This is a genomic window from Gulosibacter sp., assembly GCF_052090685.1.
GTDB lineage: Bacteria > Actinomycetota > Actinomycetes > Actinomycetales > Microbacteriaceae > Gulosibacter.
In genome coordinates, this window is sequence record NZ_JBQDBE010000001.1 from 155,074 (window position 1) to 177,795 (window position 22,722).

At 61.0% G+C, this 22,722-nt stretch carries 26 protein-coding genes; 14 read left to right on the plus strand and 12 right to left on the minus strand.

What is annotated here, in order from left to right:
* Position 1: 1 nt before the first annotated feature.
* The 5 genes from ACTHXA_RS00725 to ACTHXA_RS00745 all read left to right on the plus strand — a co-directional run bounded on the left by ACTHXA_RS00725 (position 2) and on the right by ACTHXA_RS00745 (position 3,784).
* The gene (locus ACTHXA_RS00725) at positions 2-916 is read left to right on the plus strand and encodes an ADP-dependent NAD(P)H-hydrate dehydratase (RefSeq protein ID WP_441668333.1); all 915 of its coding nucleotides are present in this window, start codon (positions 2-4) and stop codon (positions 914-916) included.
* Complete coding sequence (locus ACTHXA_RS00730) at positions 913-2,211, plus strand: glycosyltransferase 87 family protein (RefSeq protein ID WP_441668335.1); 1,299 nt, start codon at positions 913-915, stop codon at positions 2,209-2,211. The genes ACTHXA_RS00725 and ACTHXA_RS00730 overlap by 4 nt, the downstream gene beginning before the upstream one ends.
* 66 nt (positions 2,212-2,277) lie before the next feature.
* Positions 2,278-2,523: a hypothetical protein gene (locus ACTHXA_RS00735; RefSeq protein ID WP_441668337.1), complete on the plus strand. Its 246-nt coding sequence runs from the start codon at positions 2,278-2,280 to the stop codon at positions 2,521-2,523.
* A gap of 48 nt (positions 2,524-2,571) precedes the next feature.
* The gene (locus tag ACTHXA_RS00740) at positions 2,572-3,192 is read left to right on the plus strand and encodes an STM3941 family protein (protein WP_441668339.1); all 621 of its coding nucleotides are present in this window, start codon (positions 2,572-2,574) and stop codon (positions 3,190-3,192) included.
* Positions 3,173-3,784 (plus strand): hypothetical protein, encoded by a 612-nt coding sequence (locus tag ACTHXA_RS00745; protein ID WP_441668341.1) that lies wholly within the window; start codon positions 3,173-3,175, stop codon positions 3,782-3,784. Before ACTHXA_RS00740 ends, ACTHXA_RS00745 begins: the two co-directional genes overlap by 20 nt.
* A 12-nt stretch (positions 3,785-3,796) precedes the next feature.
* Here the strand turns inward: ACTHXA_RS00745 and metX are convergent, their stop codons facing one another.
* Together metX and ACTHXA_RS00755 are read right to left on the minus strand one after the other, a co-directional pair.
* A complete protein-coding gene (gene metX, locus ACTHXA_RS00750; RefSeq protein WP_441668343.1) occupies positions 3,797-5,002 on the minus strand; it encodes a homoserine O-acetyltransferase MetX in 1,206 nt (401 codons plus the stop codon).
* Positions 5,003-5,011: 9 nt separating this feature from the next.
* Positions 5,012-6,301, minus strand: coding sequence for a bifunctional o-acetylhomoserine/o-acetylserine sulfhydrylase (locus tag ACTHXA_RS00755; RefSeq protein ID WP_441668345.1), 1,290 nt, complete (start codon positions 6,299-6,301; stop codon positions 5,012-5,014).
* A 138-nt stretch (positions 6,302-6,439) separates the two neighbouring features.
* Here ACTHXA_RS00755 and ACTHXA_RS00760 point away from each other — a divergent pair, with 138 nt between their 5' ends.
* From ACTHXA_RS00760 to ACTHXA_RS00780, 5 genes are all read left to right on the plus strand, one after another.
* Complete coding sequence (locus ACTHXA_RS00760; RefSeq protein ID WP_441668347.1) at positions 6,440-7,159, plus strand: Type 1 glutamine amidotransferase-like domain-containing protein; 720 nt, start codon at positions 6,440-6,442, stop codon at positions 7,157-7,159.
* A gap of 39 nt (positions 7,160-7,198) precedes the next feature.
* Entirely contained in the window at positions 7,199-7,858 is a 660-nt protein-coding gene (locus ACTHXA_RS00765) for a uracil-DNA glycosylase (protein WP_441668642.1), read from the plus strand.
* A gap of 75 nt (positions 7,859-7,933) precedes the next feature.
* Positions 7,934-9,385 (plus strand): amidase, encoded by a 1,452-nt coding sequence (locus ACTHXA_RS00770; protein WP_441668349.1) that lies wholly within the window; start codon positions 7,934-7,936, stop codon positions 9,383-9,385.
* 77 nt (positions 9,386-9,462) lie between these two features.
* Entirely contained in the window at positions 9,463-9,660 is a 198-nt protein-coding gene (locus ACTHXA_RS00775) for a hypothetical protein (protein WP_441668351.1), read from the plus strand.
* A complete protein-coding gene (locus tag ACTHXA_RS00780; RefSeq protein ID WP_441668353.1) occupies positions 9,644-9,982 on the plus strand; it encodes a type II toxin-antitoxin system PemK/MazF family toxin in 339 nt (112 codons plus the stop codon). The genes ACTHXA_RS00775 and ACTHXA_RS00780 overlap by 17 nt, the downstream gene beginning before the upstream one ends.
* A 59-nt stretch (positions 9,983-10,041) precedes the next feature.
* Here ACTHXA_RS00780 and ACTHXA_RS00785 read toward each other — a convergent pair whose 3' ends face one another.
* Positions 10,042-10,446 carry a Fe-S oxidoreductase gene (locus ACTHXA_RS00785; RefSeq protein ID WP_441668355.1) on the minus strand — a complete coding sequence of 135 codons (405 nt, stop codon included), beginning with the start codon at positions 10,444-10,446 and terminating at the stop codon, positions 10,042-10,044.
* Between the two features lie 194 nt (positions 10,447-10,640).
* On the opposite strand from ACTHXA_RS00785, the gene ACTHXA_RS00790 reads away from it, so the two are divergent.
* Positions 10,641-10,925, plus strand: a complete 285-nt coding sequence (locus ACTHXA_RS00790; protein WP_441668357.1) for a DivIVA domain-containing protein — start codon at positions 10,641-10,643, stop codon at positions 10,923-10,925.
* A 75-nt stretch (positions 10,926-11,000) separates the two neighbouring features.
* Here the strand turns inward: ACTHXA_RS00790 and ACTHXA_RS00795 are convergent, their stop codons facing one another.
* Together ACTHXA_RS00795 and chrA are read right to left on the minus strand one after the other, a co-directional pair.
* Positions 11,001-11,315, minus strand: a complete 315-nt coding sequence (locus ACTHXA_RS00795; RefSeq protein WP_441668359.1) for a DUF4333 domain-containing protein — start codon at positions 11,313-11,315, stop codon at positions 11,001-11,003.
* Between the two features lie 111 nt (positions 11,316-11,426).
* Positions 11,427-12,647, minus strand: coding sequence for a chromate efflux transporter (gene chrA, locus ACTHXA_RS00800; protein WP_441668361.1), 1,221 nt, complete (start codon positions 12,645-12,647; stop codon positions 11,427-11,429).
* A 46-nt stretch (positions 12,648-12,693) separates the two neighbouring features.
* Between chrA and ACTHXA_RS00805 the strand changes: the two genes are divergently transcribed.
* Positions 12,694-13,365 (plus strand): arsenate reductase/protein-tyrosine-phosphatase family protein, encoded by a 672-nt coding sequence (locus tag ACTHXA_RS00805; RefSeq protein ID WP_441668363.1) that lies wholly within the window; start codon positions 12,694-12,696, stop codon positions 13,363-13,365.
* Between the two features lie 34 nt (positions 13,366-13,399).
* Positions 13,400-14,062 (plus strand): uridine kinase family protein, encoded by a 663-nt coding sequence (locus ACTHXA_RS00810; protein ID WP_441668365.1) that lies wholly within the window; start codon positions 13,400-13,402, stop codon positions 14,060-14,062.
* A 23-nt stretch (positions 14,063-14,085) separates the two neighbouring features.
* Here ACTHXA_RS00810 and ACTHXA_RS00815 read toward each other — a convergent pair whose 3' ends face one another.
* Positions 14,086-14,943: a DUF1206 domain-containing protein gene (locus ACTHXA_RS00815; protein ID WP_441668367.1), complete on the minus strand. Its 858-nt coding sequence runs from the start codon at positions 14,941-14,943 to the stop codon at positions 14,086-14,088.
* Between the two features lie 75 nt (positions 14,944-15,018).
* The gene (locus tag ACTHXA_RS00820) at positions 15,019-15,351 is read right to left on the minus strand and encodes a type II toxin-antitoxin system PemK/MazF family toxin (RefSeq protein WP_441668644.1); all 333 of its coding nucleotides are present in this window, start codon (positions 15,349-15,351) and stop codon (positions 15,019-15,021) included.
* A gap of 111 nt (positions 15,352-15,462) precedes the next feature.
* Here ACTHXA_RS00820 and ACTHXA_RS00825 point away from each other — a divergent pair, with 111 nt between their 5' ends.
* Positions 15,463-15,909 carry a hypothetical protein gene (locus tag ACTHXA_RS00825; RefSeq protein ID WP_441668369.1) on the plus strand — a complete coding sequence of 149 codons (447 nt, stop codon included), beginning with the start codon at positions 15,463-15,465 and terminating at the stop codon, positions 15,907-15,909.
* A gap of 6 nt (positions 15,910-15,915) precedes the next feature.
* Here ACTHXA_RS00825 and ACTHXA_RS00830 read toward each other — a convergent pair whose 3' ends face one another.
* The 5 genes from ACTHXA_RS00830 to ACTHXA_RS00850 form a co-directional block, all read right to left on the minus strand.
* Positions 15,916-17,625 carry an ABC transporter ATP-binding protein gene (locus ACTHXA_RS00830; RefSeq protein WP_441668370.1) on the minus strand — a complete coding sequence of 570 codons (1,710 nt, stop codon included), beginning with the start codon at positions 17,623-17,625 and terminating at the stop codon, positions 15,916-15,918.
* 62 nt (positions 17,626-17,687) lie between these two features.
* The gene (locus ACTHXA_RS00835; RefSeq protein ID WP_441668372.1) at positions 17,688-19,472 is read right to left on the minus strand and encodes an ABC transporter ATP-binding protein; all 1,785 of its coding nucleotides are present in this window, start codon (positions 19,470-19,472) and stop codon (positions 17,688-17,690) included.
* The gene (locus ACTHXA_RS00840) at positions 19,469-20,836 is read right to left on the minus strand and encodes an ABC transporter ATP-binding protein (RefSeq protein WP_441668374.1); all 1,368 of its coding nucleotides are present in this window, start codon (positions 20,834-20,836) and stop codon (positions 19,469-19,471) included. The genes ACTHXA_RS00835 and ACTHXA_RS00840 overlap by 4 nt, the downstream gene beginning before the upstream one ends.
* A 119-nt stretch (positions 20,837-20,955) precedes the next feature.
* Positions 20,956-21,780 carry an ABC transporter permease subunit gene (locus ACTHXA_RS00845; RefSeq protein ID WP_441668376.1) on the minus strand — a complete coding sequence of 275 codons (825 nt, stop codon included), beginning with the start codon at positions 21,778-21,780 and terminating at the stop codon, positions 20,956-20,958.
* The gene (locus ACTHXA_RS00850) at positions 21,777-22,709 is read right to left on the minus strand and encodes an ABC transporter permease (protein ID WP_441668646.1); all 933 of its coding nucleotides are present in this window, start codon (positions 22,707-22,709) and stop codon (positions 21,777-21,779) included. The genes ACTHXA_RS00845 and ACTHXA_RS00850 overlap by 4 nt, the downstream gene beginning before the upstream one ends.
* Between the last annotated feature and the right edge of the window lie 13 nt (positions 22,710-22,722).

Genomic DNA, 22,722 nt, shown 5'->3' on the forward strand with positions numbered 1-22,722 from the left:
CATGTCTACAGACACGAACGCATCCTGGCAGGAGCTTTCCGTCCAGCAGTTACGCAGTTCCGTGCGCGCGCCGGGCCCGGAGGATGACAAGTACAGCCGCGGTGTCGTGATGCTCGCCACCGGCTCGCAAATGTATCCGGGGGCCGCGGTACTGAGCGCGCAGGCTGCTGGGCACTCCGGCGCGGGAATGATTCGCTACACCGGGCCGGAGAAAGTCGCCGAATTGGTGCTTTCTACCCGTCCCGAGGTGGTTCGGGGTTTGGGTCGCTGCAATGCGCTCGTCATCGGTTCGGGCGTGCCCGATATTCGCGAAGATGAACGTCGCTCACTCATGCCCAGCAAGGCGAAAGCGAAGTACCCCACGGTGGTCGACGCGGGCGCGCTCACGCTCTTGGAGCCGGGTCAGCGCGACACCATCATCACCCCGCATGCGGGAGAGCTTTCGAACCTGCTCGAGAGGCTGGAGATCGCGCGGCTTTCGCGCCAAGAAATCGAAGCGGACCCGGGTGCTTCTGCTCGTCTTGCCGCGCGAGAGCTCGGCTGCACAGTGCTGCTCAAAGGACGCGTGACGCATGTGGTGCAGGGCGAGACGCAGCTACGGATTACGGCATTGAATTCTTGGCTGGCCACCGCCGGTACCGGCGACGTGCTCGCAGGCATTCTCGGGACGCTCTTGGCTGCGCGACACGCGCGCGGTGAGGTTGCAGACCACGCCACGGATGCCGCTGCCGCAGCCTGGTTGCACAGCCGGGCCGGCTGGCTCGCTTCGCAACGAAATGCTGGCCATAACCCCGACCCATTCCAGCTGCTGGCCACGGATAAATCATTCCGGCGCGAACCAATCGGCGCACCAATCCTCGCGTCACACGTTGCCGAGGCGATGCCGGCAGTGATAGCTTCGGTGCTCGCCGGGTGAGCGCGCTCACGCAGCGGCGCCGCTCACTCACGCGCCCAAAATGGTTCAGCGTCAAACGCGAGATTCTGCTGATCTGGCTTGGCTTTATTGGTGTCCACATCCTCTACGGCTGGGTATCGGCGTGGCACGGCTCTCGGCCGATGAACGATGTCACGCAGGTGTATCGAGGTTGGCTCGATAGTGCCGCCTTTACCGGGTCGATTCCGGGCATCCACGAACCATTCATCTATCCGGTCACCGCGCTCGTACCGATGTGGCTGGCGGATGTTTTCGGAGGACACGATCGATACGGCACCGCGTGGGTCATCATCGTGCTGGCACTCAACTTGGTGGCGTTGTGGTGGCTTACCGTCCGCAATCGCACCGCTGTTGGTTCGGGGATGCGCCGGTGGGCGGCCTGGTTTTGGCTCGCATTCATGCTCGCGGTGGGACCGATCGGGATCGGTCGGATTGACGCGATCACCGTCCCGATCGTGATCATTGGGCTGCTCGCGATGCGCGAGTACACACTCGGAGCGGGCTTTGCGTTCACCCTGGGTGCGTGGATCAAGGTGTGGCCCGCGGCACCGTTTGCGGCGGCGTTCATTGTGCTCCGCAAGCGCTGGCGGCTCGTACTTGGCGCGGTGATTGCCTGCGCGCTGGTGTTGCTGCCGATCATCCTGTTCATCCCCGGCTGGTCGCTGGAAAATCTCGCGAGCTTCGTGAGCGGGCAAACTGGGCGCGGGCTCCAAGTCGAATCGCTTGGGGCGAGCATCCTGCTGATGCTGCAGGCGCTCGGAGCCGAGGGCTATCACGTCGCCTTCGACACGGAAATTCTCACCACGCAGATCACCGGCCCCGGCGCGCAACTCATCGCCGAGATCCTCACCCCGCTGATGTTCATCGTCATGGCAGGTCTACTGATCTATGCGGCAATGGTGAAGTGGGCGGGCACGAGGCTCGCGCGGCTCTTCCCTTCCCTCACGCTGGCGCTCGTGGCGACATTCATCGTGGTCAATAAGGTCGGTTCGCCACAGTTCTTTACCTGGCTCGCCCCGGTGATCATCATCGGTTTGCTCTGGGATGGTCGCTGGTTCCGGTGGATTGCGCTTGTTGGCATTGTGGTGGCAGGCCTGACCCAGATCATCTATCCCTGGTATTACGGCTGGGTCACTACAGCCGTGCCGTGGGCTGCTTTCACCCTCCTGGTGCGAAACCTCCTGGTGCTGGGCCTGCTGATCGCCTCGATTTGGCGGATGTGGCCACCAGGAATCGCTGCGCCGCGGAAGACTCCGAAGCCGTCGAGCGCATCCTGACTCCGGTAAAAGTCGATGGCAAGGCCACCTAGGAAATCGAGAAATTCCGGCAAACAGGATCCGGCAGTGCTGCGCAAAGCGAGATTGCGGCGCGACTACATCCAGCTCGGGCTCGTGGCTGGCAGCATGGTGCTGCTGATCGGAGTCGGCGCGTTCGCGTGGTTCACGCGTGACTGGGAGTCGAATAGTTTCACGGTAGCTAGCGCATCGTGGTGGTCCATCGTGATCATTGTGGGGCTCTGCCTGATCCCGTGCGCTGTGGCTGCGCGCGTGATACTCAAGCGGATCCGTCGAGAGCACAAGCGCGATTAGTCCGGGGGATGGACGGAATGACGCCGGCTCGCGAGTAAGGTCACGCTAGTGACTTTTCAGCAACCGAACACGCCCAGCCATTCCTTCGCACTGAAGCGGGGGAAGATCATTCTGCTGCTCGTGTTATCGATTCTGTTCGTGGTCGCGGGGGTACTGATCACGATCACGGCGTGGGCTCCGGCGGACGATGGCTACAACACCATCGGTGAGGGGCGGCGCAGTGGTGGTATTGTCAGACAGATCATTGGCCCGATTGCAGTGGTCTTTTTCGGGTTCGCGACCTTCGCAATTGCTCGGAGCATCGTGAAGAACCGCTCGCGCCCGGGGCTGGTATTGACTCCGGAAGGATTTTTCGACCGGACGTCTCAGCTGTCGCCCGACGAATTGGTGCCGTGGTCGGAGATCAGTGGATTTGGGTTCATGGAGCAACGGCGTCAGCGCTATCTCGCGTTCGTGCTGACGGAGCCGCAACGCTTTCCAGAGCGTGCCAACTACAACCGGATGAAGCGCGCCGCATTTGCTGCAAATCAGCGACTGCTCGGCCCCGTGCATCCCGTGCACCTCAACAATCTCAAGGTCACTGCGGATGAACTGGTCGAGGCGATCGGGGCAGTAACTGGCGGGCTCGTACCGTTCCAAGGAGTTTCCGGTGGCACCGAAACCGTCTGATGGCGCGTCGAACGGCACTGAATCTTATGGCTTTGGGCTGAAGCGGGCGAACCGAATTTTCTTCATTTCGATGGCCGCCTTCATGACGCTCCTTTGTGTGGGGATCCTGGTCTACGGCATTGCTGCGGATGCGAGTGGGATGTCCTCGCGCGACCGATTCTTTAAGATTCTGTCGCTCGTCATCGGCCCACTCGGTGCCGCGTTCTACGGGGTGCTGACCTATCGATTACTGCGGCTGTTCCTGAAATCGGGCAGCCTTCCCGCACTCGAGATCACTGCCGACGGGTTCATCGATCGGACCATGCACACCTCACCGGAACGTCTCGTTGAATGGTCAGAATGCCGCAGCTTCCACTTCGTGCTGTACCGACAACACGACTACCTGGTGTTCCGGCTGGAAAACGAGGCAGATTTCCGCGAGCGTTCCAATAAAGGTGCATTCAGCCTGCTGAGCGGGTTCAATAGCCGCCGCATCTTCGGCTCCGCGCATCCGATTCAGCTCACCCATGTTCGGGCAACGCAACGCGAACTCACCGACGCGATTGAGTCGGTAGCCGCGGGCCGCGTCACCTTCGAAGGAGCGGCGCGCTAGCGTCCCGTAGTGCTAACCGAGCACGCCGCGAAGCGCCGCGCTGACCTCGGGGATTTCGAGGAGGAATCCGTCGTGGCCGAATGGCGATTCGATCACGTGCGCGGTATCGCCAGTGATGGAGTTCGGGATACCCGCGGCAATGCGATGCTGTGTATCAATCCGGAAGAGCGTGTCGCTATCAATCCCCAGCACGAGGGTGGGCGGTACGACCTGCGCCAGCGCAGCATCTACCCCACCGCGGTCTCGACCGATATCGTGCGTGTTCATCGCGGTGGTGAGCGTGACGTAGCTATTCGCATCAAAGCGGCGGGTGAAGCGGTTGCCGTGGAAGTCGAGATAGGACTCCACGGCGTAACGCCCTATGCCATCTTCTGGCGCAAGTGCGGATTGCCAGGAGCGGCCAAAGCGATTATCGAGTTCGCTATCGGAGCGATACATGAGCATTGCGAGGCGGCGTGCGAGTGCGAGACCGCGGTTGGGGCCCTCGCCAGCAAGAGCGTCATAGTAGTCGCCATCGGCCCAGAGCGGATCGAGCCGGATCGCGTCAGCCTGCAGTGTGTTCTGCGCGATCGTCATCGCATCGATGACCGGCGGTGCCGACAACACGAGCAACTGCTCGACTCGATCACCGAACATGATGCCCCATTCGAGGGACTGCATCCCGCCCATGGAACCGCCGACCACTGCGGCTAGGCGAGTGATTCCGAGGGCGTCAGTGAGTGCGGCCTGGGCACGTACCTGATCGCGAATCGTCGTGCGGGGGAAGCGAGCGGCCCATTCGCGACCGTTCGGGGCAATTGAGGCAGGCCCGGTGGTGCCCTGGCAGCCGCCGAGCATATTGGGCGCAATGATGAAATAGCGATTGGTGTCGAGCGGGAGACCGGGGCCGATCAGACCGGGCCACCAGCCGGCGGTGGCGTGCCCGGGACCAACGGCTCCCTCAACATGCGAGTCACCCGTGAGCGCATGCAGGACGAGCACCGCATTCGAACGGTCCGCATTGAGTTCGCCCCAGGATTCATAGGCGATGCGCAGCGGCACCGCACCACCGTGCTCAAATTCAAAGTCACCGACCGAAACGAACTGGCGTTGGCCGGGGTTATCGCCCTCCAACCACGCACCCGTGGCCGGAGGGCGAATGGTGGAGGATCCACGACTACCGGGCAGTTCCGTGCCATAAAGGTCGTTCGCCCGAAAAAGTGATTCACTCCACTGCATCCGAATAGCCTAGTTGGCAGCCTGTCCGATTGCCTGCTCGAGGTCGGCAATCAGGTCATCGATGTGCTCGATACCGACCGAAAGGCGAATGAGCCCAGGGGTCACACCGGCGTCGAGCTGCTGTTCGGGTGAGAGCTGCGCGTGGGTGGTGGATGCGGGGTGCGTGATGATCGAGCGAACGTCGCCGATGTTGACCACGTGCTTGAACAGCTTGACCGACTCGACGACCTTGCGGCCCACGTCGAGGCCGCCACTGAGCTCGAAGGTGAGCAGCGCACTGGCACCGTTGGGGGAGTACTTCTTCGCGAGCTCGTGCCCGTGGTTTGAGGGCAGGCCCGGGTAGTTCACCGAAACGACAGAGCCGTGGCTTTCCAGCCACTCGGCAACGGCCTGGGCGTTTTGGACGTGGCGCTCCATGCGCAGGCTCAGGGTCTCGATGCCCTGCAGAATCTGCCAGGCGGATGCTGGTGCGATTGAGGTGCCCATGTCGCGGAGCAGCTGCACGCGCGCCTTCATGATGTAGGCGATGCCATTACCGAGTGCACCGGTGTAGCTGAGGCCGTTGTAAGTCGGGTCGGGCTCGGTGAGGTTCGGGAAGCGGTCGGCGTGCTCGCTCCAGGGGAAGTTACCGCCGTCGACGATGAGGCCGCCGACGACCGAACCGTGCCCACCGAGGTACTTCGTTGCCGAGTGCACAACGATGTCAGCACCGTGCTCGAAGGGACGAATGAGGTATGGCGAGGCAACCGTGTTGTCGATAACGAGCGGGACACCCGATTCGTGCGCGACTCCTGAGACGAGCTCTATGTCGAGCACATTGATGGCCGGGTTACCGATGGATTCGGCGAAGAATAGCTTGGTGTTCGGACGAACCGCGGCGCGCCACTCTTCAGCATCCTCCTGATTGCGTACGAACGTTACTTCGATGCCCTGGCGGGCGAGCGTGTACTTGAAGAGGTTGAAGGTACCGCCGTAGATCGAGGACGAGGACACAATGTGGTCGCCCGCACCCGCGATGTTGAGCACGGCGAGGAGCTCGGCAGCCTGACCGGAGGACACGGCGAGCGCTGCCGTGCCGCCTTCGAGTGCGGCGACGCGCTTTTCGAGGACGTCGGTGGTCGGGTTCATGATGCGGGTGTAGATATTGCCCGATTCGGTGAGCGCGAAGAGGTTCGCCGCGTGGTCTGCATCATTGAAGGCGTACGCGGTGGTCTGGTAGATCGGGGTGATCACGGAATTCGTGGTCGGATCGGTTTGGGTGCCTGCGTGCACCTGCTTGGTTTCAAAGCGCTCGGTCATCGATACTCCTCATGAGTGTTGGTCGAACAGTGTGGCTGGACTGGCGGCGAGACTCGCACACTCGCAATCATGCCGAGAGGAACCCTATCCACCAAGTTTGCCCGTAACGTGAGGACGCATCCGTGGCACGATATCGGGGTGAGTATTTTGCTGGCCGGAGGCGGCGACGTCGAGGCATTGCGCCCGATCGCCGATCAATTCATCGCGCGGGTCGCTGCCCGCACATCCGAGAGTTCCGCAACGGTGGCGGTGGTGATCGTGGGCAGCCACGCCAAACAGTCGCTTGCGGAACTTGCTCGACTTGGTTTTGCGCAGGTCGGTATTGAGTTGGTACCGCTCATCGCGAAGGTGGATGCCGCCGGTACCGTCACGCAGGGATTCGACGGTGGGGAGTTGCTCACCGCCGATGGGATTTTGATTGCGGATGCTCAGCCCGCAGAACTGCTCGCCGCGCTGCACCACCGGGTGGCGGACATCCGTCGTCTCGCGCACGAACAGGTGCCGTTCTTTGGCATTGGCGCGGGCGCGGTGATTGCCTCGGAAGCGGCGATCGTATCCGGCAATATGATCGGCGGCGTCCCCGTCGCACCCAAGCACGGCTCGGCCGGTGAAGTGCGGCTCGATGCTGGCCTCGGACTGATCGACCTCACGGTGCTGTCACACGCCGCGCAGCACGGCACAGTGGGGCTCGCGGTGGCGTGCTGCGAAGCCGAACTCGTGGACCGGGTACTTGCCCTCGACGAGGGAACTGCGATTGAGATTTCAGAAGCGGGGCTGGGCCTCAGCGGCACCGGCTCACTCTGGCAAATCACCGGCAGCGCCGAAGGCGTCTCGGTTTCAACCTCACGGGCGGAGTAGTCAGCGGTGTCATTGGCAGAGTTGGTTGCATCCGGGCGAATGGATGCGGGCTGGGCTGAGGTGCTCGGACCCGTCGAAGAGCGCATCACCGAACTCGGCGCATTCTTGCGCGGGGAGAACGCGGCCGGTCGAGGCTATTTGCCCGCCGGTGAGCATGTGCTGCGGGCCTTTCAGCAGCCATTGAGCGAGGTACGCGTGGTCGTGGTGGGGCAGGATCCGTATCCGACTCCGGGGCATCCAATCGGGCTCTCCTTTGCCGTGGACCGGCACGTACAGCCATTGCCACGGTCACTCAGCAATATTTACCGCGAACTCCACGAAGACCTCGGTATCGCACCGGCGGCACACGGTGACTTGAGCCGATGGAGTGAACAGGGTGTCCTGCTGCTCAACCGGGCACTCACGGTGCAGCCCGGCAAGCCCGCCTCGCACCGCGGACGCGGATGGGAAGTGGTCACCGAATGCGCCCTGCGCGGGCTTGCGGCTCGCGGCGGCCCACTCGTCGCGATCCTCTGGGGCAATGACGCGCGCAAGACCAAGGCGTTTTTGGGTGAGGTACCCGCGGTCGAATCCGCGCATCCTTCGCCGCTGTCGGCCTCGCGCGGATTCTTCGGCTCGAGACCGTTTTCGCAAGCGAATGCGCTGCTTGAGACTCAGGGTGCGTCGCCGATTGATTGGCGCGTTGACGCGGCCGATTAGGTCGTGGGCACACAAGATGTCTGTGCACACAAGATGTCTGGGCGCACGCGACAGTGCACCACGTAGGGTGAGCGCATGAGCGAACTGCATGATCTCTCGGCTGTAGACCAACGACGGATGCTCGCCTCGGGAGAGCTTCGAAGCACCGATCTCGTAGACCACTACCTCGACCGTATTGACGCGAAGAACGACGAACTGCGCGCATTCATCACCGTGACCGATGACGCCGCGCGCGAGCGGGCATCCGAGCTCGATACCGACCGCGACCGAGACGCAAGTGCGGCACAAGATATCGAAGCGAATCCCCTGTGGGGCTTGCCCTTCGGCGATAAGGACCTCACCGACCGAGCGGGGGTTCCTTCGACCTATGGATCACGCGCCATGCTCGGCTACGTGCCCGAGGAATCCTCGGCGACGGTGCAGGCGATGGATGCGGCGGGAGGAATCTCGCTCGGTAAAACAAACACTCCGGAATTCGGATTTCCGAGCTATACCGAGAACCTCCTTGACGGTGGTGTCGCGCGCAATCCCTGGGATCCTTCGCTCGGACCGGGTGGTTCATCTGGGGGAGCCGCCGTGGCGACTGCGGCAGGACTGCTGCCGTTTGCGCCGGGCAGCGATGGTGGCGGTTCGATCCGCATCCCGGCCGCGGCCTGCGGGCTCGTGGGGCTCAAACCCTCGCGCGGCAGGATTCCCGGTGGCTCGGGCGTGGATGCGCTGGCCGGACTCGGCGTTGAAGGGCCAATCGGGCGTTCCATCGAAGACGTTGCGTTGCTGCTGGACGGCATGATTCCGAAGCGCACGGGCGGCGCACCGCGCGATCAGTTCGCACTCACCGCACCGGTTGGCGAGCGGTCGTACCTCGATGCGCTTTCGCATCCGCAGCGTCGACTCAAGATTGGTTGGAATACCTGGTCACCGTGGGCAACGCACTACGACATCACCCTCGAAGACGGTGCGGCGACCGCCCTTCAGGACACAATTCGGCTCGCAGAATCGCTCGGCCACACAGTCACGGAAGTGACGCCGCGACCGTTCCCCGACTACGTGGATTCCTTCCGCGCAATTTGGCAGGGAGGTGCATCCGCCGTGCCGCTCGACGACGAAGCGCTCGAGAGAGTCGAAACCCTCACGCGCTGGATCGTGGAAGAAGGGCGAAAGCTTCCCGCGAGTGTTGTGGTTGCGGCACTTCGACGCCTCAGCGCCTTCGAACGACAGATCATCGCCGACTATGAACCGTATGACCTCATCCTCACTCCCGCGCTGGCAATGTCACCGCGTCCGATTGGCTGGTACGACGACGCTGACGGAGACCGAAATTTCATTCAGCAGTGCCAGTACACGCCGTATACGAGCTATCTCAACGTCGCGGGGCTGCCTGCGTTGAGCCTGCCCGTTGCGGTCGATCCGTTGCCTTGGGGCGTGCAAGCCATTGGTCGCCCCGGCGCCGAGTCCACACTGCTGCGATTCGGCCGCGAACTGGAACGCGAACTCGCCTGGCCCCAGCGCCACCCTCCGGTGTGGTGAGCTGCTCGCGGCCGGTGGCTCGCGTATCGGAAGATATCTTTGTAGATTGAATTGTCTACAGCGCGTATGGTTGAAGCATGAGCGACACAACCACTATCCGCGTCACTCGCGATGTGCGAGACGCACTCAATGTCCTCGCGGCGCGCCGTGGTGAGACAGTGACCGATACGGTCACCCGCGCCACTAGACTTCTCGAGCAGGAAGCGATCGGCCGCGACCTCTCAACACCGCTACGGGACGACGAAATTGCTTGGTTAGATGCTGACGCCGGGTGACGTTGTAGAACTCGACCTCGGTACGCCCGTTAGTGCGGAGGCAGAGTTGCGGAGGCCTGCAATTGTCGTCACTGCAGATCGGATTCTCCGCGGCAGGCCAAACGTCGTGCAAGTCGTTCCGCTAACCCGCACGATTCGTGAAAGTGGCGCTGAAGTCATTGTCGACCCTGACGAACTAAACGGACTCGTTGCGATCTCCGCCGCTCAGTGCCAGCACATTAGGTCGATCGCGATAGAACGCATAGGGGCGCAGATCGGTAACGTCAGCCCCGTTCTGCTTCGACAAATTCGGAATACATTGGCAATCATTGTCGACATCTGAGACTGAACTATGCCGGTCCGGGTGACGAATCCCGTGCAGCTCGGTTGCGGTGCCTAACGCTATTTTTGTGCTTTGGGAGCCTTCCTACCTTTGCGGACGTAGCCGCCGTCTTCGAGTCCCGCTTCAATTTCAAAGCGATTCCTGAGGGGATCGGCGCCGGCGAATGCGTAGAGAATGGGGAAGAGGAGTCCGTAACGCTGCCATTGCCGGAGGTGTACCTGTTCGTGCTTGAGCACGCGCGGTGACACATTCTGGTTGGTGAGGTACACGCGGCCGACGCACACGCCACCGCGTTTAAAGGCCCACTTCGGCAGCCCGCGAAGCACGATGAGTTTGTTGTGTCGTTCAATCTTGCCGGTGGATAAAGGTACGCCGTAGGTGAGGGCGATGCCCGTGGCGATTGTCGCACCGAGCCGGGAGATAGGGGAGTCGAGGAAGATTTCACGAGCCAAGCGAAAAAGCATGACTCGATCATCGCATCCATCACAACAACCACAGAAGAATGATTTTTCATATCACCGATCCGGGTGAAGAGCGAATCCGATGTGGAGCATGCACAAGGTTTGCGAGATGCGTGTTGTGGGGCCCGGTCCCGGCATATTTGCGCGTAACATTGCTGTCGGTCCTGTCCGGACGCACCAATCAACGGAGGCAGAAAATGCGAAGTGATGAAGTGCTGAACGAGCAGTTCCGTGCCACAAAATACTCGGTCGGTTACGACCAGCGGGAAGTCGACCACTTCCTTGACCGAGTCGTGGATACTCTTCGGAAACACGAATCTGGAGAGACCATCGAGCGCCAACCCGTGACTGCAGCTACCGTGCAGTCAGTGCAATTCGCTCCCACGCGTTTTCGTGAGGGATATGACCCTCACGACGTGGACCAATTCCTAGATCGCCTCAAGCAGGCGTTCCTGGATTTCGAGCACGGTACGGAAAACTAGCTCCCATTCAGCTTTAATGAACGTTCGGCACCCCACCAGAATTTCGGTGGGGTGCCGAACTAATTTCCCGGCGACTTATTCGCCAGACTGTCCCGGCGGAACGGTCACGTCGAACTGCACATCGGTGCCTTCGACGGAGGTGACCGTCATGATGGCGTCGTAGCGACCGCCCTGATCATCGAAGAGGTCGCAGGTGATTTCGGCATCGACCTCACCGGGGAGGTCTTCTGCACATTCGATTTCTGGAGTGAATCCGAGCTGCCCCGAGAGGCTTTCGGCAGCCTGAGTCTCGACTTCATCGGCGGGAACGGTGAGTTCGGTGGAGCAGCCAGCAAGCGCGAGGCCAGCGACTGCGAAGACGCTTAACGTGGTGAGTGCGTTTCGTTTCATGCTTCTCATCATGAAGGGAAACCCTCGGTTACGCCTGCATTTTCCGCGATCTACTGCCAGGGTCGTACGTGTCATATTGCTCTCGGTGCGCCGACGTACATAGAGCGTGCCTTACAGAATGAGCCAGCCGAGAAGTGCGGCCGCGAGCACGACTGTCCAGGCCGGAGCTTTCCACGAAGTCAGGGCAACGAATGCGGCAGCTGCGATTGCGAAGGCGGGAATCCCGGTGATGCCATCGGTGAAGACCGGGGTGTACAGGGCAGCGGCAAGTATCCCGACTACGCCGGCGTTGACACCCATGAGCGCGCGCTGGGCACATGGGGCACGGCGGAGGTGATCCCAAAAAGGCATGACTCCGATGACCAGCAGCGTCGCGGGCAGAAAAATTGCCACGAGGGCGATCGACGCACCAACCGCTCCGGAGGGGCCGGATGCGGTGACCCCACCGAGATAGGCCGCAAAGGTGAAGAGCGGGCCGGGCACCGCCTGGGCGGCACCGTAGCCGGCGAGAAATGCATCCTGCGTGACGAGCCCGGTCTGTACGGTTTCTGCCTGCAAGAGCGGTAGCACCACGTGGCCGCCGCCGAATACGAGTGCTCCGGCACGGTAGAAGGTATCGAAGAGACCGACCGCAGCATTGCCCGTTGCCGCAGCGAGTGCTGGCAGGCCGAGGAGCAAACCACCGAACGTCGCGAGTGAGCTGATTCCCAACCAGCGGGGGACCCGCATCGAATACGAAGGGGAATTATCCGTAGCGGCAGGATCAGGTCGGAGCCAAAGCAAGCCGACGATGCCGGTGGCCAGAATCACGCCAACTTGCACGAAGGCGTTCGGGGCGAGCAACACCGCAATCATCGCGGCGACCGCGATGGTGGCTCGTTTCGCATCAGGGGTGAGTGTGCGGGCCATGCCGAATAGCGCGTGTGCGACGACGGCGACTGCGGCAGCCTTGAGTCCGTGCAGCCACCCGGCTTCGGTGAAGTCACCGAAGGCAGTGACGCCGTAGGCAAAAGCGAGGAGTAACAGTGCCGAGGGGAGCGTGAATCCCACCCAAGCGGCCAATAGCCCGCCGAAACCCGCACGCTGGAGGCCCAGCGCCATCCCGACCTGGCTCGATGCGGGGCCCGGCAGGAACTGGCAAAGTGCGACGAGATCCGCATACGCACGATCATCCAACCAACGACGGCGCTCGACGAAGGCCTCTCGAAAATAGCCCAAGTGGGCGACTGGACCGCCGAAGGATGTGAGGCCAAGGCGAAGAAACACCCAAAAGACTTCGGCGATTGTCCCCGGATAACGGCGTGCGGTGTCCTCGACAGACGAAGTATGCATGGCTGCATCTTGACGCAACGCATATGGCTCAGTCAAGATTGAGGCAATGAACACTGAGCAAACTGATCTGGAGCGCCGCGCAGCTCGTCACGCTGCACTATCTGACCCTGCCAGATTGCTGATTGTGGACCTCCTCGGGGTGGGCGACTTTTCACCGAGTGAATTGCAATCGAGGCTTGGGATGAGTTCAAACCTCCTCGCTCACCACCTCAGGACGCTTGAAGATGAGGGCATTGTTAATCGCACTCGTTCGGAAGGTGACAAAAGCCGTAGCTACGTCAAGCTTGTTCCCGAAGCCCTCGCCACACTCGCGCCACAAGCGAGGCTGGTCGCGAAACGCGTGGTGTTCGTGTGCACCGGCAATGCCGCACGCTCACCGCTGGCCGCCGCGTACTGGGGGACAGTCAGTGACATTCCAACGATTTCGGCGGGGGTGAATCCTGCCGATCACACCTCGGCGGCAGCACTGTCGATCGCTGAACGACACGGACTGGATTTGACCAAGCACGTACCGCGTCGAATAACTGGAGTGTTGACTGATGGCGACCTGTTGGTGACCGTGTGCGATCGCGCACACGAAGCATTTTCGGGGCCGCGAGCATTGCATTGGTCGGTTCCCAATCCGGGATGGGTGGGAACGCTCGACGTCTATGAAGTGGCGTTCAGCGAGATCGCTCGACGTGTGACGGCGCTGGCACCGAAACTTGCTCGAGCGTGAAGTTGGCCGGCGACAGTGTGCTTGGCTATTGCCTATGCGCCTTGATTTGAATCCCGGTCCCGGTGAGCCAACGGTGAGGGACTGGGAAGAGCAGAGCTTCTCCCATTGGTTGACCGCGCTATTGTCAGCCGAACCTGACGTGGCCCCAACCATCATCGCCATCGACGGTCGCGGTGGCTCTGGCAAGACCACGCTGGCATATCGTATCCAGACAGCACTGAACGGTGTCGAGATTGTGTCGACCGACGATATTGCCTGGCACCACTCCATCCTGTCCTGGCACGACCTGCTCGTAGAACATGTCTTGCAGCCGGTTCGGCGAGGCGAGGCGGTGCGCTATCGCCCGGATGCGTGGGCCCGGCGGGATAGGCAGGGCGCGATTGCGGTCAGCGCGGATGTTCGTATCCTCGTGATCGAAGGAACAGGATCGCTGAACGACCGCATCCAGCCCTACCTGGATCGCGGAATCTGGGTACAAAGCGACTATGACCTTGCACGCGAAGGTGCGCTTGATCGGGACGAAGAATCCGGCGTGAATGGCGACCGAGCTGCAGCGGCGGCATTCTGGGACGACTGGCAGCGCGAAGAGGTGCCCTATCTCATCGAACAGCAGCCATGGCAGAAAGCGGATTCGATCGTCTGCGGCACGGGTCCTTACGACAGGGGATCGACCGACATCCTGGTCGCAGCTTCGTAATCGGTAGTCGACCCCTGTCGTATTTACTTCTCGACTTCGAATCGCGATCGCATGAAGCAATACACTCCGAACATCATGAGGCCGATGCCGATCGCGCCGAGGATCCAGTTGCCAAACGGCTGATCGAGCAAGGCACGAAGCGCACCGTCCATACCGGTGGCATCTTCGGGGTCCTGATTGATTGTTGCCATGACGAACAGCAGGCCGATGAGCGCGAGTACGACACCCTTAGCGATATAACCGATGGTGCCCACGACTCGGATTCCCTGGGAGATCTTTCGTTCCTTCGAAGTCCTGAGGGTCTCCTCAAATTTTCGCGTGATGCCCACGTAGACGTGGTACCCACCAACGATGATGATGGCCGCACCGAGCACGATCAGCGCAACCGCCCCGACCGGATTCGACATGAGCGTGGCGGACAGCGAACTGGTTGACTCACCGGAGTCCTGATTTCCGCCAAGCGCGGCAACGGTGAACGACACCCCGATGGCAAAATAAGTGACCGTCTTCGCGACGTTCTTCAGTGCATCAGTGACGGATTCGCGATCCCAGATCGCCTCGCTGAGGTGCCATAGACCCAATAGCGCACATCCGGCTGCGCAAATCCACACCAGCGCCATGCCGAGGGGATTGGAAGCGAGCAAGGCGATCGCGCCGGACTGGTCCGCATCTTCAGGTGCAGAACCGAACGCAAGATTCAGCGCAATTACGCCAATGACGAAGTGGAGGACGCCGTTCGCAATGTGGCCGAGGCGAGCGGCTTTCCTAAACCAGGGATGATCCGATGCCGCTTCAGCCTTGCGCGAAGCGTCTTTGAGTGCGCCTTTCGTGTTGTCCAAGGCGCCGTCTAATGAGGAATTCGATGCTGGCCCATTGTCCATGCCAGTATTTTTGCGTATCGAAACTGGAGCGGACTGACAGTCCCGGTACGCTGGCGGCTCGATGCGGTGTTTGTTTTACCGTTGGATTGGCGTAGACCCCGGATGCAACATGTTGGTGTCGATACCGAGGTAGCGAGCAAGAGCGAATTCAACTTCAGCCATTTCACCTCTCGAGAGAAAATCCAGGGGATCGCCAACGAGATAATTCGTATCGATCGAACGTATTTGGTCGATTAGAAAGCGTGTCGACTTGCCAGCAACCGCGAGTTCAGGTCGATGAATTGCGGGTTGAGCCGATGTTGAGGTAGGGATCACTGTCACAACTGAAAGGGGCGATTCTGAAGGTGAGATCACCAAACCAAGACGTCGACCACGTTGCTCATGGCCGCGTGCCGCGCCGAGATCGATTTGGTCCTCTGCGCATCATTTACCCGAAATCCAAGATGCTGACTTTGTCACTGGTGCGAGGATGGAGCCATTCCGTCCTGGATAAACCGCAGGTCGCCTAGTATTTCCAATATGAGCGACTGGAATTCCCACGAGCAGTACCGCCCGCAACCGCCGCATTCCGGACAGGACAATTTTGGGTACGGCGACCCGGCTCAAGGAAACGCTAGCCAGGCGCACTCGGGTCTGGGACACAACAACGGCGCCCCGCAGCAATTCGCCGGAATCGCAAGGACAGCGCTCATATTCGCAATCGCCTCTCTCGCGGCTGGCGTGTTTCTCGCATGGCTCCAAGTGCTCTTTTATTACATCGGCGGTGCGGGAGGCGTGCCTGCCGCATTCAGCGCAGTGAGGTTAATTGTGACGCTGGGACTCGCGATCACTGCACTGGTCCTCGGCATCCAGGCAGTCAGGAAAGGCTTCGATCGATTGCAAGCAGGCATTGCGATTGGTATCTCGGGTGGACTCCTTGTGCAACAGATTCTCGGTCTATCGTCAATGTTGCTGACCGTCTTCTAGTACCGGCTAATTGTCACGGAACTTGGTGCGGTTCAGTGAGCTCCCATGCTCCTGCAGCAGCGTATGGAACATACCCCGGGCAGCAACCAGACCCTGGTAGTCGCCGCGTTCGACGATCTGACCTTGATCCAGCACGATGATCTGGTCGGCGTGTATGACCGTGTCGAGATTGTGTGCAATGAGCAACACGCTTCTGTGAAGCGCGAGCTCTTGCGCCGCGGTACTAATGATTCGAGCGTTGGCCGGGTCGACAGCGGAGGTTGCCTCGTCCATGATCGTCAGCGGCGCGTTTTTGAGCAGGGCGCGCGCCACACAAACGCGTTGTCGCTGCCCGCCCGAGAGCTTGCTGCCACCGGGCCCGACCGGCGCATCCAGGCCTCCCGGCACGCTGTCAATGAACGAGCGAAGTCCTGTGGCGTCTACAGAATTAGCGAGTTGTGTATTGGTTGCGTTCGGTCGTCCAAGCAGAATATTCGCGCGTATGGATGCGTCGAGTAGGTAATCGTCTTGGAGCACGGTGGCGAGTTGGCTCGCAAGCTCCGCTGCTGTCAATTCGCGCAGGTCGCTTCCACCTAGCAGGATGCTCCCGGAGGTTGGGTCCCAGAACCGAGCGAGCAGGCGCAAGAGTGTGGTCTTTCCAGAACCCGACGGTCCGACCACCGCGGTCAGACCTCGTTTCGGTAGCTCGAAGGAGACATCGTCCAGTACCGAAGTGCCGTTTTCGCGGTCATACGTAAACGAGAGGTTTCTGGCCTGCAACAGCACGCCATTCGAAAGTGCGGCTGTGCCATTGCTCGATTCGGACCGCAGCGGTTCGTTTCCCGCCTGTTGAGGGTGAACCGGAAGTGGTGGCGTGTCGAACACGGCGCTGAGTCGTTCGAGGATGCCTCGTTGCATGCGGAGACCCGCGGTGAGTTCTGCACCCGCCGAGGCAATGCTTGTAAGACGCGCAATGACGACGATGATGCCGAGAAACACGGGGGTACTGAGGTTCCCCGCGGTCAACCAAATGACTCCACAACCGATCATGACTGCAAACAGAATGTTCAACGTGAGGCCGAATGCGAGCAGGCCAGGAATCACAGTTCCAGAAGATCGGCGGGAGTCGTCACGAACATTTGCGAGCGCACACTCCAGTGCGTCGCCGTCTGCGGGGCGCTGATCGGTGCGAATTACCGGCTGAAGCGCAGCATATTCGAGTACCCGGCGCGTGGCTTGAGCACCGACTCGATGACGGCGCTCATCGACGTCTTTGGCGAGTTGACCGCTCACTCGGCTCACTGCCCAGGCGACTGCGATTGCGAGACTGACCGCGAGCGCGTATCGCCAGTCAAGGAGTAAGAGCGTCAGTGCGCTGGCGACTGGGGTGACGATTGCGGTCAGAGCAGGGCGCAGCAGAATCGACGGGAAGGACATAGATTGAGGAATCCCGGCCGTGGCCAGATCGATAAGCTCTGCCTGCCTGGTTGGCGTGAACCAGCCGAGCGGGAGCCTGCCGAGATATTCACCGAGCCGCAAATGCAGCGCCTCCGCGCTATCAATTCGGAATGCGAGCATTTGCGCGTGCCATTGCACGAGGAGGTACGCGACCATCGCCATCGCGAGCCCAAGCATCCACACAATCGCATCCGAGCTCGCATCCAGGCTGGTGGCTATCACAACGCCGGTGAGTCCTAACGCGATTCCCTGTAGAACCGCTGCCGCGGTCAGCCACATGACCAGCACAGTAAATCGTCTGGCGGCTGCCGGAGGAAGGAGCCGGTGTAAGGTTCGCAGCATCATTGACCCCCATGAGAGCGATCGAAAGCACGAGAACCCGTGTCCTGTGTGTCGGTTTCTTGGTGGACCTGTTCACCGAGGTGGTTGCCGGTAGTGGGGCCCATCTGTGCCTGCCACAGGCGTTGATAAGCGGCGCACCCCGTGAGCAAATCGGCATGGTGGCCGTCACCAACGAGCTGACCCGCCTCGAGCACCAGGATGCGGTCGGCGTGCACGGTGAGTTGCAGCTGGTGAGCGATGAGCAGCACGGTGCGGGCTTTCGCTTGTTCGTGCAAGACACCCAGTATCTGCTGTCGGGTGATCGGATCGAGCGCCGATAGCGTTTCGTCGAGGACCAGGAGCGCCGGCTCGCGCAGTAGTGCGCGTGCGAGTGCGAGGCGCTGGCGCTGGCCACCGGACAACTCGAGGTCATCACCAAGCGTCGTGTCGTAACCCTTCGGGAGTGCGTCGATTGGCTCGTCGATCACTGCGAGTTGCGCCGCGACGCGCATTTGCCTGTCTGAAATTGGGCGTCCACCAGCGAGGATGTCGCGAATCGGCGCATCCGGCAGCGCGGTGTCTTGGAAAACAAAACTGACCCGTTCATACAGATCTTTCTCGCGTAGCTCGCGATAGTCGGTGTCGCCGAGTGAGAGGTGGCCACTATCGGGGTCAAAAAATCGTGCCAGAAGCATCGCCAGGGTGCTCTTCCCGCTACCCGATGCGCCGACCACCGCAATGAAACCGCGATTGGGGAGCTCGAGTGTGATGTTGTCGAGTGCGAGTGAGTCGCCGTAGCGAACAGTTACCTCAGACAGTGCAGGAACCGTGTTTTCCGGTGCCGAACTGTCAACCCACGCGAGGCGAGGCATGCTGAGGAAATCAGAAATTGTCGTCAAAGCTGACAGCCCCGTGCGAATCGCTTGGAGACGCGGGCCCGCCACCGCGACAGGCGCACTGATTACCGGGCCGAGCAGTACGCCTGCGATCACCGCCGGTGGTGCGATCGCATCCGTCAACAGACCTATTCCGCCGACGAGCGCGAACATCCCAGCGGTCAAGGCCGGGGCCACGACAAGCCAGGATGCGGTGGTAACGCCAGCCGTCGGGCGCGACCAAGAGCGAAAGAACCGATGAAACCCGGTCGTTGCCTCGTTGTACCGTGCCTGAGCGCTCTCGGTTCCGGCATAGATTTTTGCGGTCGGTAGCCCCCGAACGAAGTCCACGACAGCGCCGTTGATTCGTCGCTGTTGCTCGGCGTATTCGGCGAACTGGGCTTTCGAGCCGCGCATGGCGCGCACATACCACCACACTCCGAGACCAAGTGGCACGAGGCTTGCTAGCGCGAGCCTCCAATCAATTACTGCGAGGGCAATGAACCCGCCGATCGGCGTGACGATGAGCATCGTCGCATCCAAGACCGTGTGCGCGACGAGATAGTGCAATGCGCTGGTATCGTCTTGGACTGCCTTGCGGATGCGTGCTGCTCCCTGGCCAGTAATAGTCGTCAGGGGAGCGCGCCGGATTGTGTCGGCGAGTTCTCGTTGGAGTAACCACGTGAGGTCAGCGTCGGCGCGATGACTGAGCCAGGTCGCGGCCGCTGCGGCGATCGCAGCACCCACGATACTTATCACGGCAACAATAACTAGCTCAGAGCCGGGCAGCGGGGCGTCGCGGAGCCAAGCGCCGGTGAACGCGATCAGCGCAAGTATTGGAATTAATCCGAGTAGTGCTGAAAGTGCTTGCAGCGCGATCGCGGCGATGAGCGGCAACCGGATTGGGCGCAATAGGGATACTGCGTTCATGACAGGGTGGCCTTCTCGAATCTGAGTATCCGATCGGCTCGGGCGGCGACCGAATCCTGGTGGGTAATTAGGAGGACTGGAAGTTTCGTGTGGTTGCCGATGTGGTCGAGTGTGTCGAGGATGCGCGCGGCAGTGTGATGATCGAGCGAGGCCGTTACTTCGTCGCAGACCAAGACATCGGGTGCCGCAGCAAGGGCGCGCGCGAGCAGCAATCGTTGACGCTGTCCACCGGAAAGCCCTCCGGGTGTTCGGTCCCGTATTTCTTGGGGCAGATTGACGAGCTTCAACAAACCCGCGACGTCATGTGCCGGTATTGCGCTGCGTTTTCGTGCCGCACCGACCGCGCGGTCAAGGGTTTGCTGCACCGTTTCTTGCGGATGCAGTGCAGCCCGCGCGTCCTGACCAACGTAGGACAAGTAGGGCTGTCCGCGGCGCGCGCGAACCCCCGCATCCCAGTCGATCGATTGCTCGTTCACGCAGAGCGTGCCGCTGGTCGGTGGCGCAAAGCCGCACAGTGTGCGCGCGAGTGAGGTTTTCCCGCAACCTGACCGCCCACGAATTGCTACCAGTTCTCCGGCGCCCACTGCCAACGCGGCATCGCGAAGCAGCGTTTGTCCGCCACGTTGAATCATTAGCCCGTTGACGGTAAGCCTTGGCGCAATTGGTGTGTACGTTGCGCGTGGGGCGCCATTTCCTCTCGGTGTCGTAGGAACGCGCGGTGTTTGCGGTAGGGGAGTTAGGCGGCCATCGTCACCGATTTCAAGAATGCGATCACTCACCCGGCTGACGAGTGACCGGTCGTGGCTGATCAGCAGCACCGCTGGACGCCAAGGGAGCGATGAGAAGGTTTCACCGAGCTGCTGTGCAGTTGCGGGGTCGAGGCTGCTGGTGGGCTCGTCAAGGATGAGCAGTTTGGGCTGTGTCACGAAGGTCCGCGCGAGTAATGCACGTTGCGCTTGGCCGCCGGATAACTGCAGCGGACGCCGACTCAATAGGCTTGGCTCGAGCGCGGCGTTGTGCATCGACTGGTGGATAAGTGCCTTGCGCGCAGACCGAGACATTGCCGCATGTGCCACGCGACACGCAGTGCGCAGTTGCGCGTGAACAGTTTGAGCAGGATCGAGCGCGCTCGACGGGTCTTGAGGCAAATATGCGGCGATGCGGCCCCGGACTGCGCGACAGCCTTCCCGCGAGAAAGGATCTTTCCCAGCAATCAGTATGCGGCCAGCAACGTGCTGATTCTGATGCTGATGTCCGAGCAGCGCGAGCGCAAGGGTGGACTTTCCGGCGCCAGATTCACCGACCAGTCCGGTGACCGTTCCTGATCGAAGCGTGAGGTCTACGCCATTGAGAATCGTGACCATTCGGCTGGCCGCTGTCGGTTGTGCACTTGAACGAGCGGACACGGTTAGCTTGGAGACGGTGACGATTGCAGGCTGTGTGATCTGGCCTCCAGTCTCGGCCGTCGTATTCGACAGGATGGTCAATTGAGTTGCTCGATTCGGGTCAATACGAGTGGTCGCGGCCGTGTGTCAGTGAGCCGGTCGATGACTGCGGTGATCCCAATCGCAAGCACCACCAGAAGTAGGGCCGGCACGAGTACCCCTAGTGGATTGATTTCCAATCCGGTGTTGTTCTCACGGACCATCCGGCCCCAACTGGCGGTCGGTGCGCCAGCACCAAGCCCTAAGAATGCCGCTGTCGCAGCAATCTGCGTGGCTGCGACGAAACGAATACCTGCCTCAGCGAACGCGACCGGCGCAAGGCCCGGCAGAATGTCATATCGGATGCGCGACCACACTCCGTCCCCGCGAGCCAACGCATCCTGGGCGTAATCGGCCGATACCAGGGTCATGGTTTGTTCACGAACAACTCGCACCGAAAACGGCAAGCTGACGATTGCGATGGCGATCGCGATTACCGCATCGTTTCCGGGCAAGCCGGCAGCAATCAGCAGCAAAAGCAGAAGAGCGGGAACGGCCGCGATTGCGTCGACGACGCGTAATACGAATCGAGAGAGTGCCGCACGATGGGTGATTGCTGTCCAAATACCAATGGATAAACCGAGGCTGCTACCGAGAATCGTTGCCGCAACTGCCTGCAGAATCAGCGTGCGGCCACCGGCGAGTACTCGAGAATACACATCTCTACCGAGCACATCTGTTCCCAGAACCGCGCTGGCAGATACTGGTTCAAACGGCCCGCCAATCGGCGCCGTGGTGCTCCCGGTGAGGAACCACGGTCCGGCAAGTCCTACGAACACGACCAGCAGGGCTGGAACGCCGGTAACGAGCGTGCGTGGGGTCAACGAAATTGCTCCTGTCGTGTGGTTCGCTCGCGAAGCAAATGTGAGAGCACGTCGCCACAGAGCAAGATGCAAAGGACAGCCGCGCTGAGAATGAGGCTCAACGCTTGCACGAGTGGCACATCGCGATTGCTGACAGCGCGAGTAATCTCATAACCAAGACCGGGCACATTGAACAGTGTTTCGACGACAATGGCGCCGCCGAAGAGCCCCGCGATCATAATCGAAAGGGCTTGCGTCGCTGGTCCTGCTGCATTCGCGAGGACGAGCCGGATATATGCGAGACCACGGACACCGTTCAACCGGGCGGACTCGGCGTAAGGAGTCGCCACGGTCTGAGCTACCGAGGCCCGAAGCATCCGCATAGTGGCCCCGAACCCGCCAATAGCCAGTGCAAGCGCAGGCAGCACCACGAGTTCGGGATGCTGCCAAATATTCTGCCCAGCCGGGATGATGGCGACGGCGGGTAAAAGCGGGACCCACACCGCAAAAACGAATACGACGAGTGTTGCGATGAGGAATTCCGGGATCGCGATCACGCCAAGTGTTATCGCGGTGAGGGCCTTGTCGAGGCGCGTACCGGCGCGTAGACCGATGGTCGTGCCGAGGGATCCCGCGACGATCAGAATGCCTGCTGCTGGAATCACGACTGCGAGGCTGACACTGAGCCGGCTCAATAGAATCTCATCGACGGCTCGTCCCGAGACCAGTGAGTTCCCCAAATCACCTTGGACTACTCCGAGTAGCCAGGTGCCGTATCGCTCGATCGCGGGACGGTCCAGACCGAGTGCCACCCTCACCGCATCCCGTTCAGCATCCGTGGCGTTCGGACCGGAAACGACGCCAGTAGCATCACCCGGGAGAACTTCGGTGGCCCAAAACACCATCACGGACAACACGATGAGGGTCGCCGCCGCAGCAACGACCCTCATCAGCACCCAACGA

Excerpts from the sequence above, each read along its gene's own strand:
- ACTHXA_RS00765 (WP_441668642.1), top strand. The coding sequence starts at position 7,199 with ATGGATGCGGGCTGGGCTGAGGTGCTCGGACCCGTCGAAGAGCGCATC.
- ACTHXA_RS00850 (WP_441668646.1), bottom strand. The coding sequence starts at position 22,709 with ATGAGGGTCGTTGCTGCGGCGGCGACCCTCATCGTGTTGTCCGTGATG.
- ACTHXA_RS00815 (WP_441668367.1), bottom strand. The coding sequence starts at position 14,943 with ATGGACAATGGGCCAGCATCGAATTCCTCATTAGACGGCGCCTTGGAC.
- ACTHXA_RS00785 (WP_441668355.1), bottom strand. The coding sequence starts at position 10,446 with ATGCTTTTTCGCTTGGCTCGTGAAATCTTCCTCGACTCCCCTATCTCC.
- ACTHXA_RS00840 (WP_441668374.1), bottom strand. The coding sequence starts at position 20,836 with ATGGTCACGATTCTCAATGGCGTAGACCTCACGCTTCGATCAGGAACG.
- ACTHXA_RS00755 (WP_441668345.1), bottom strand. The coding sequence starts at position 6,301 with ATGACCGAGCGCTTTGAAACCAAGCAGGTGCACGCAGGCACCCAAACC.
- chrA (WP_441668361.1), bottom strand. The coding sequence starts at position 12,647 with ATGCATACTTCGTCTGTCGAGGACACCGCACGCCGTTATCCGGGGACA.
- ACTHXA_RS00795 (WP_441668359.1), bottom strand. The coding sequence starts at position 11,315 with ATGAAACGAAACGCACTCACCACGTTAAGCGTCTTCGCAGTCGCTGGC.
- ACTHXA_RS00780 (WP_441668353.1), top strand. The coding sequence starts at position 9,644 with ATGCTGACGCCGGGTGACGTTGTAGAACTCGACCTCGGTACGCCCGTT.
- ACTHXA_RS00790 (WP_441668357.1), top strand. The coding sequence starts at position 10,641 with ATGCGAAGTGATGAAGTGCTGAACGAGCAGTTCCGTGCCACAAAATAC.
- ACTHXA_RS00835 (WP_441668372.1), bottom strand. The coding sequence starts at position 19,472 with ATGAACGCAGTATCCCTATTGCGCCCAATCCGGTTGCCGCTCATCGCC.
- ACTHXA_RS00810 (WP_441668365.1), top strand. The coding sequence starts at position 13,400 with ATGCGCCTTGATTTGAATCCCGGTCCCGGTGAGCCAACGGTGAGGGAC.
- metX (WP_441668343.1), bottom strand. The coding sequence starts at position 5,002 with ATGCAGTGGAGTGAATCACTTTTTCGGGCGAACGACCTTTATGGCACG.
- ACTHXA_RS00775 (WP_441668351.1), top strand. The coding sequence starts at position 9,463 with ATGAGCGACACAACCACTATCCGCGTCACTCGCGATGTGCGAGACGCA.
- ACTHXA_RS00725 (WP_441668333.1), top strand. The coding sequence starts at position 2 with ATGTCTACAGACACGAACGCATCCTGGCAGGAGCTTTCCGTCCAGCAG.
- ACTHXA_RS00770 (WP_441668349.1), top strand. The coding sequence starts at position 7,934 with ATGAGCGAACTGCATGATCTCTCGGCTGTAGACCAACGACGGATGCTC.
- ACTHXA_RS00805 (WP_441668363.1), top strand. The coding sequence starts at position 12,694 with ATGAACACTGAGCAAACTGATCTGGAGCGCCGCGCAGCTCGTCACGCT.
- ACTHXA_RS00830 (WP_441668370.1), bottom strand. The coding sequence starts at position 17,625 with ATGTGGCTGACCGCGGCAGCGGTTCTACAGGGAATCGCGTTAGGACTC.
- ACTHXA_RS00825 (WP_441668369.1), top strand. The coding sequence starts at position 15,463 with ATGAGCGACTGGAATTCCCACGAGCAGTACCGCCCGCAACCGCCGCAT.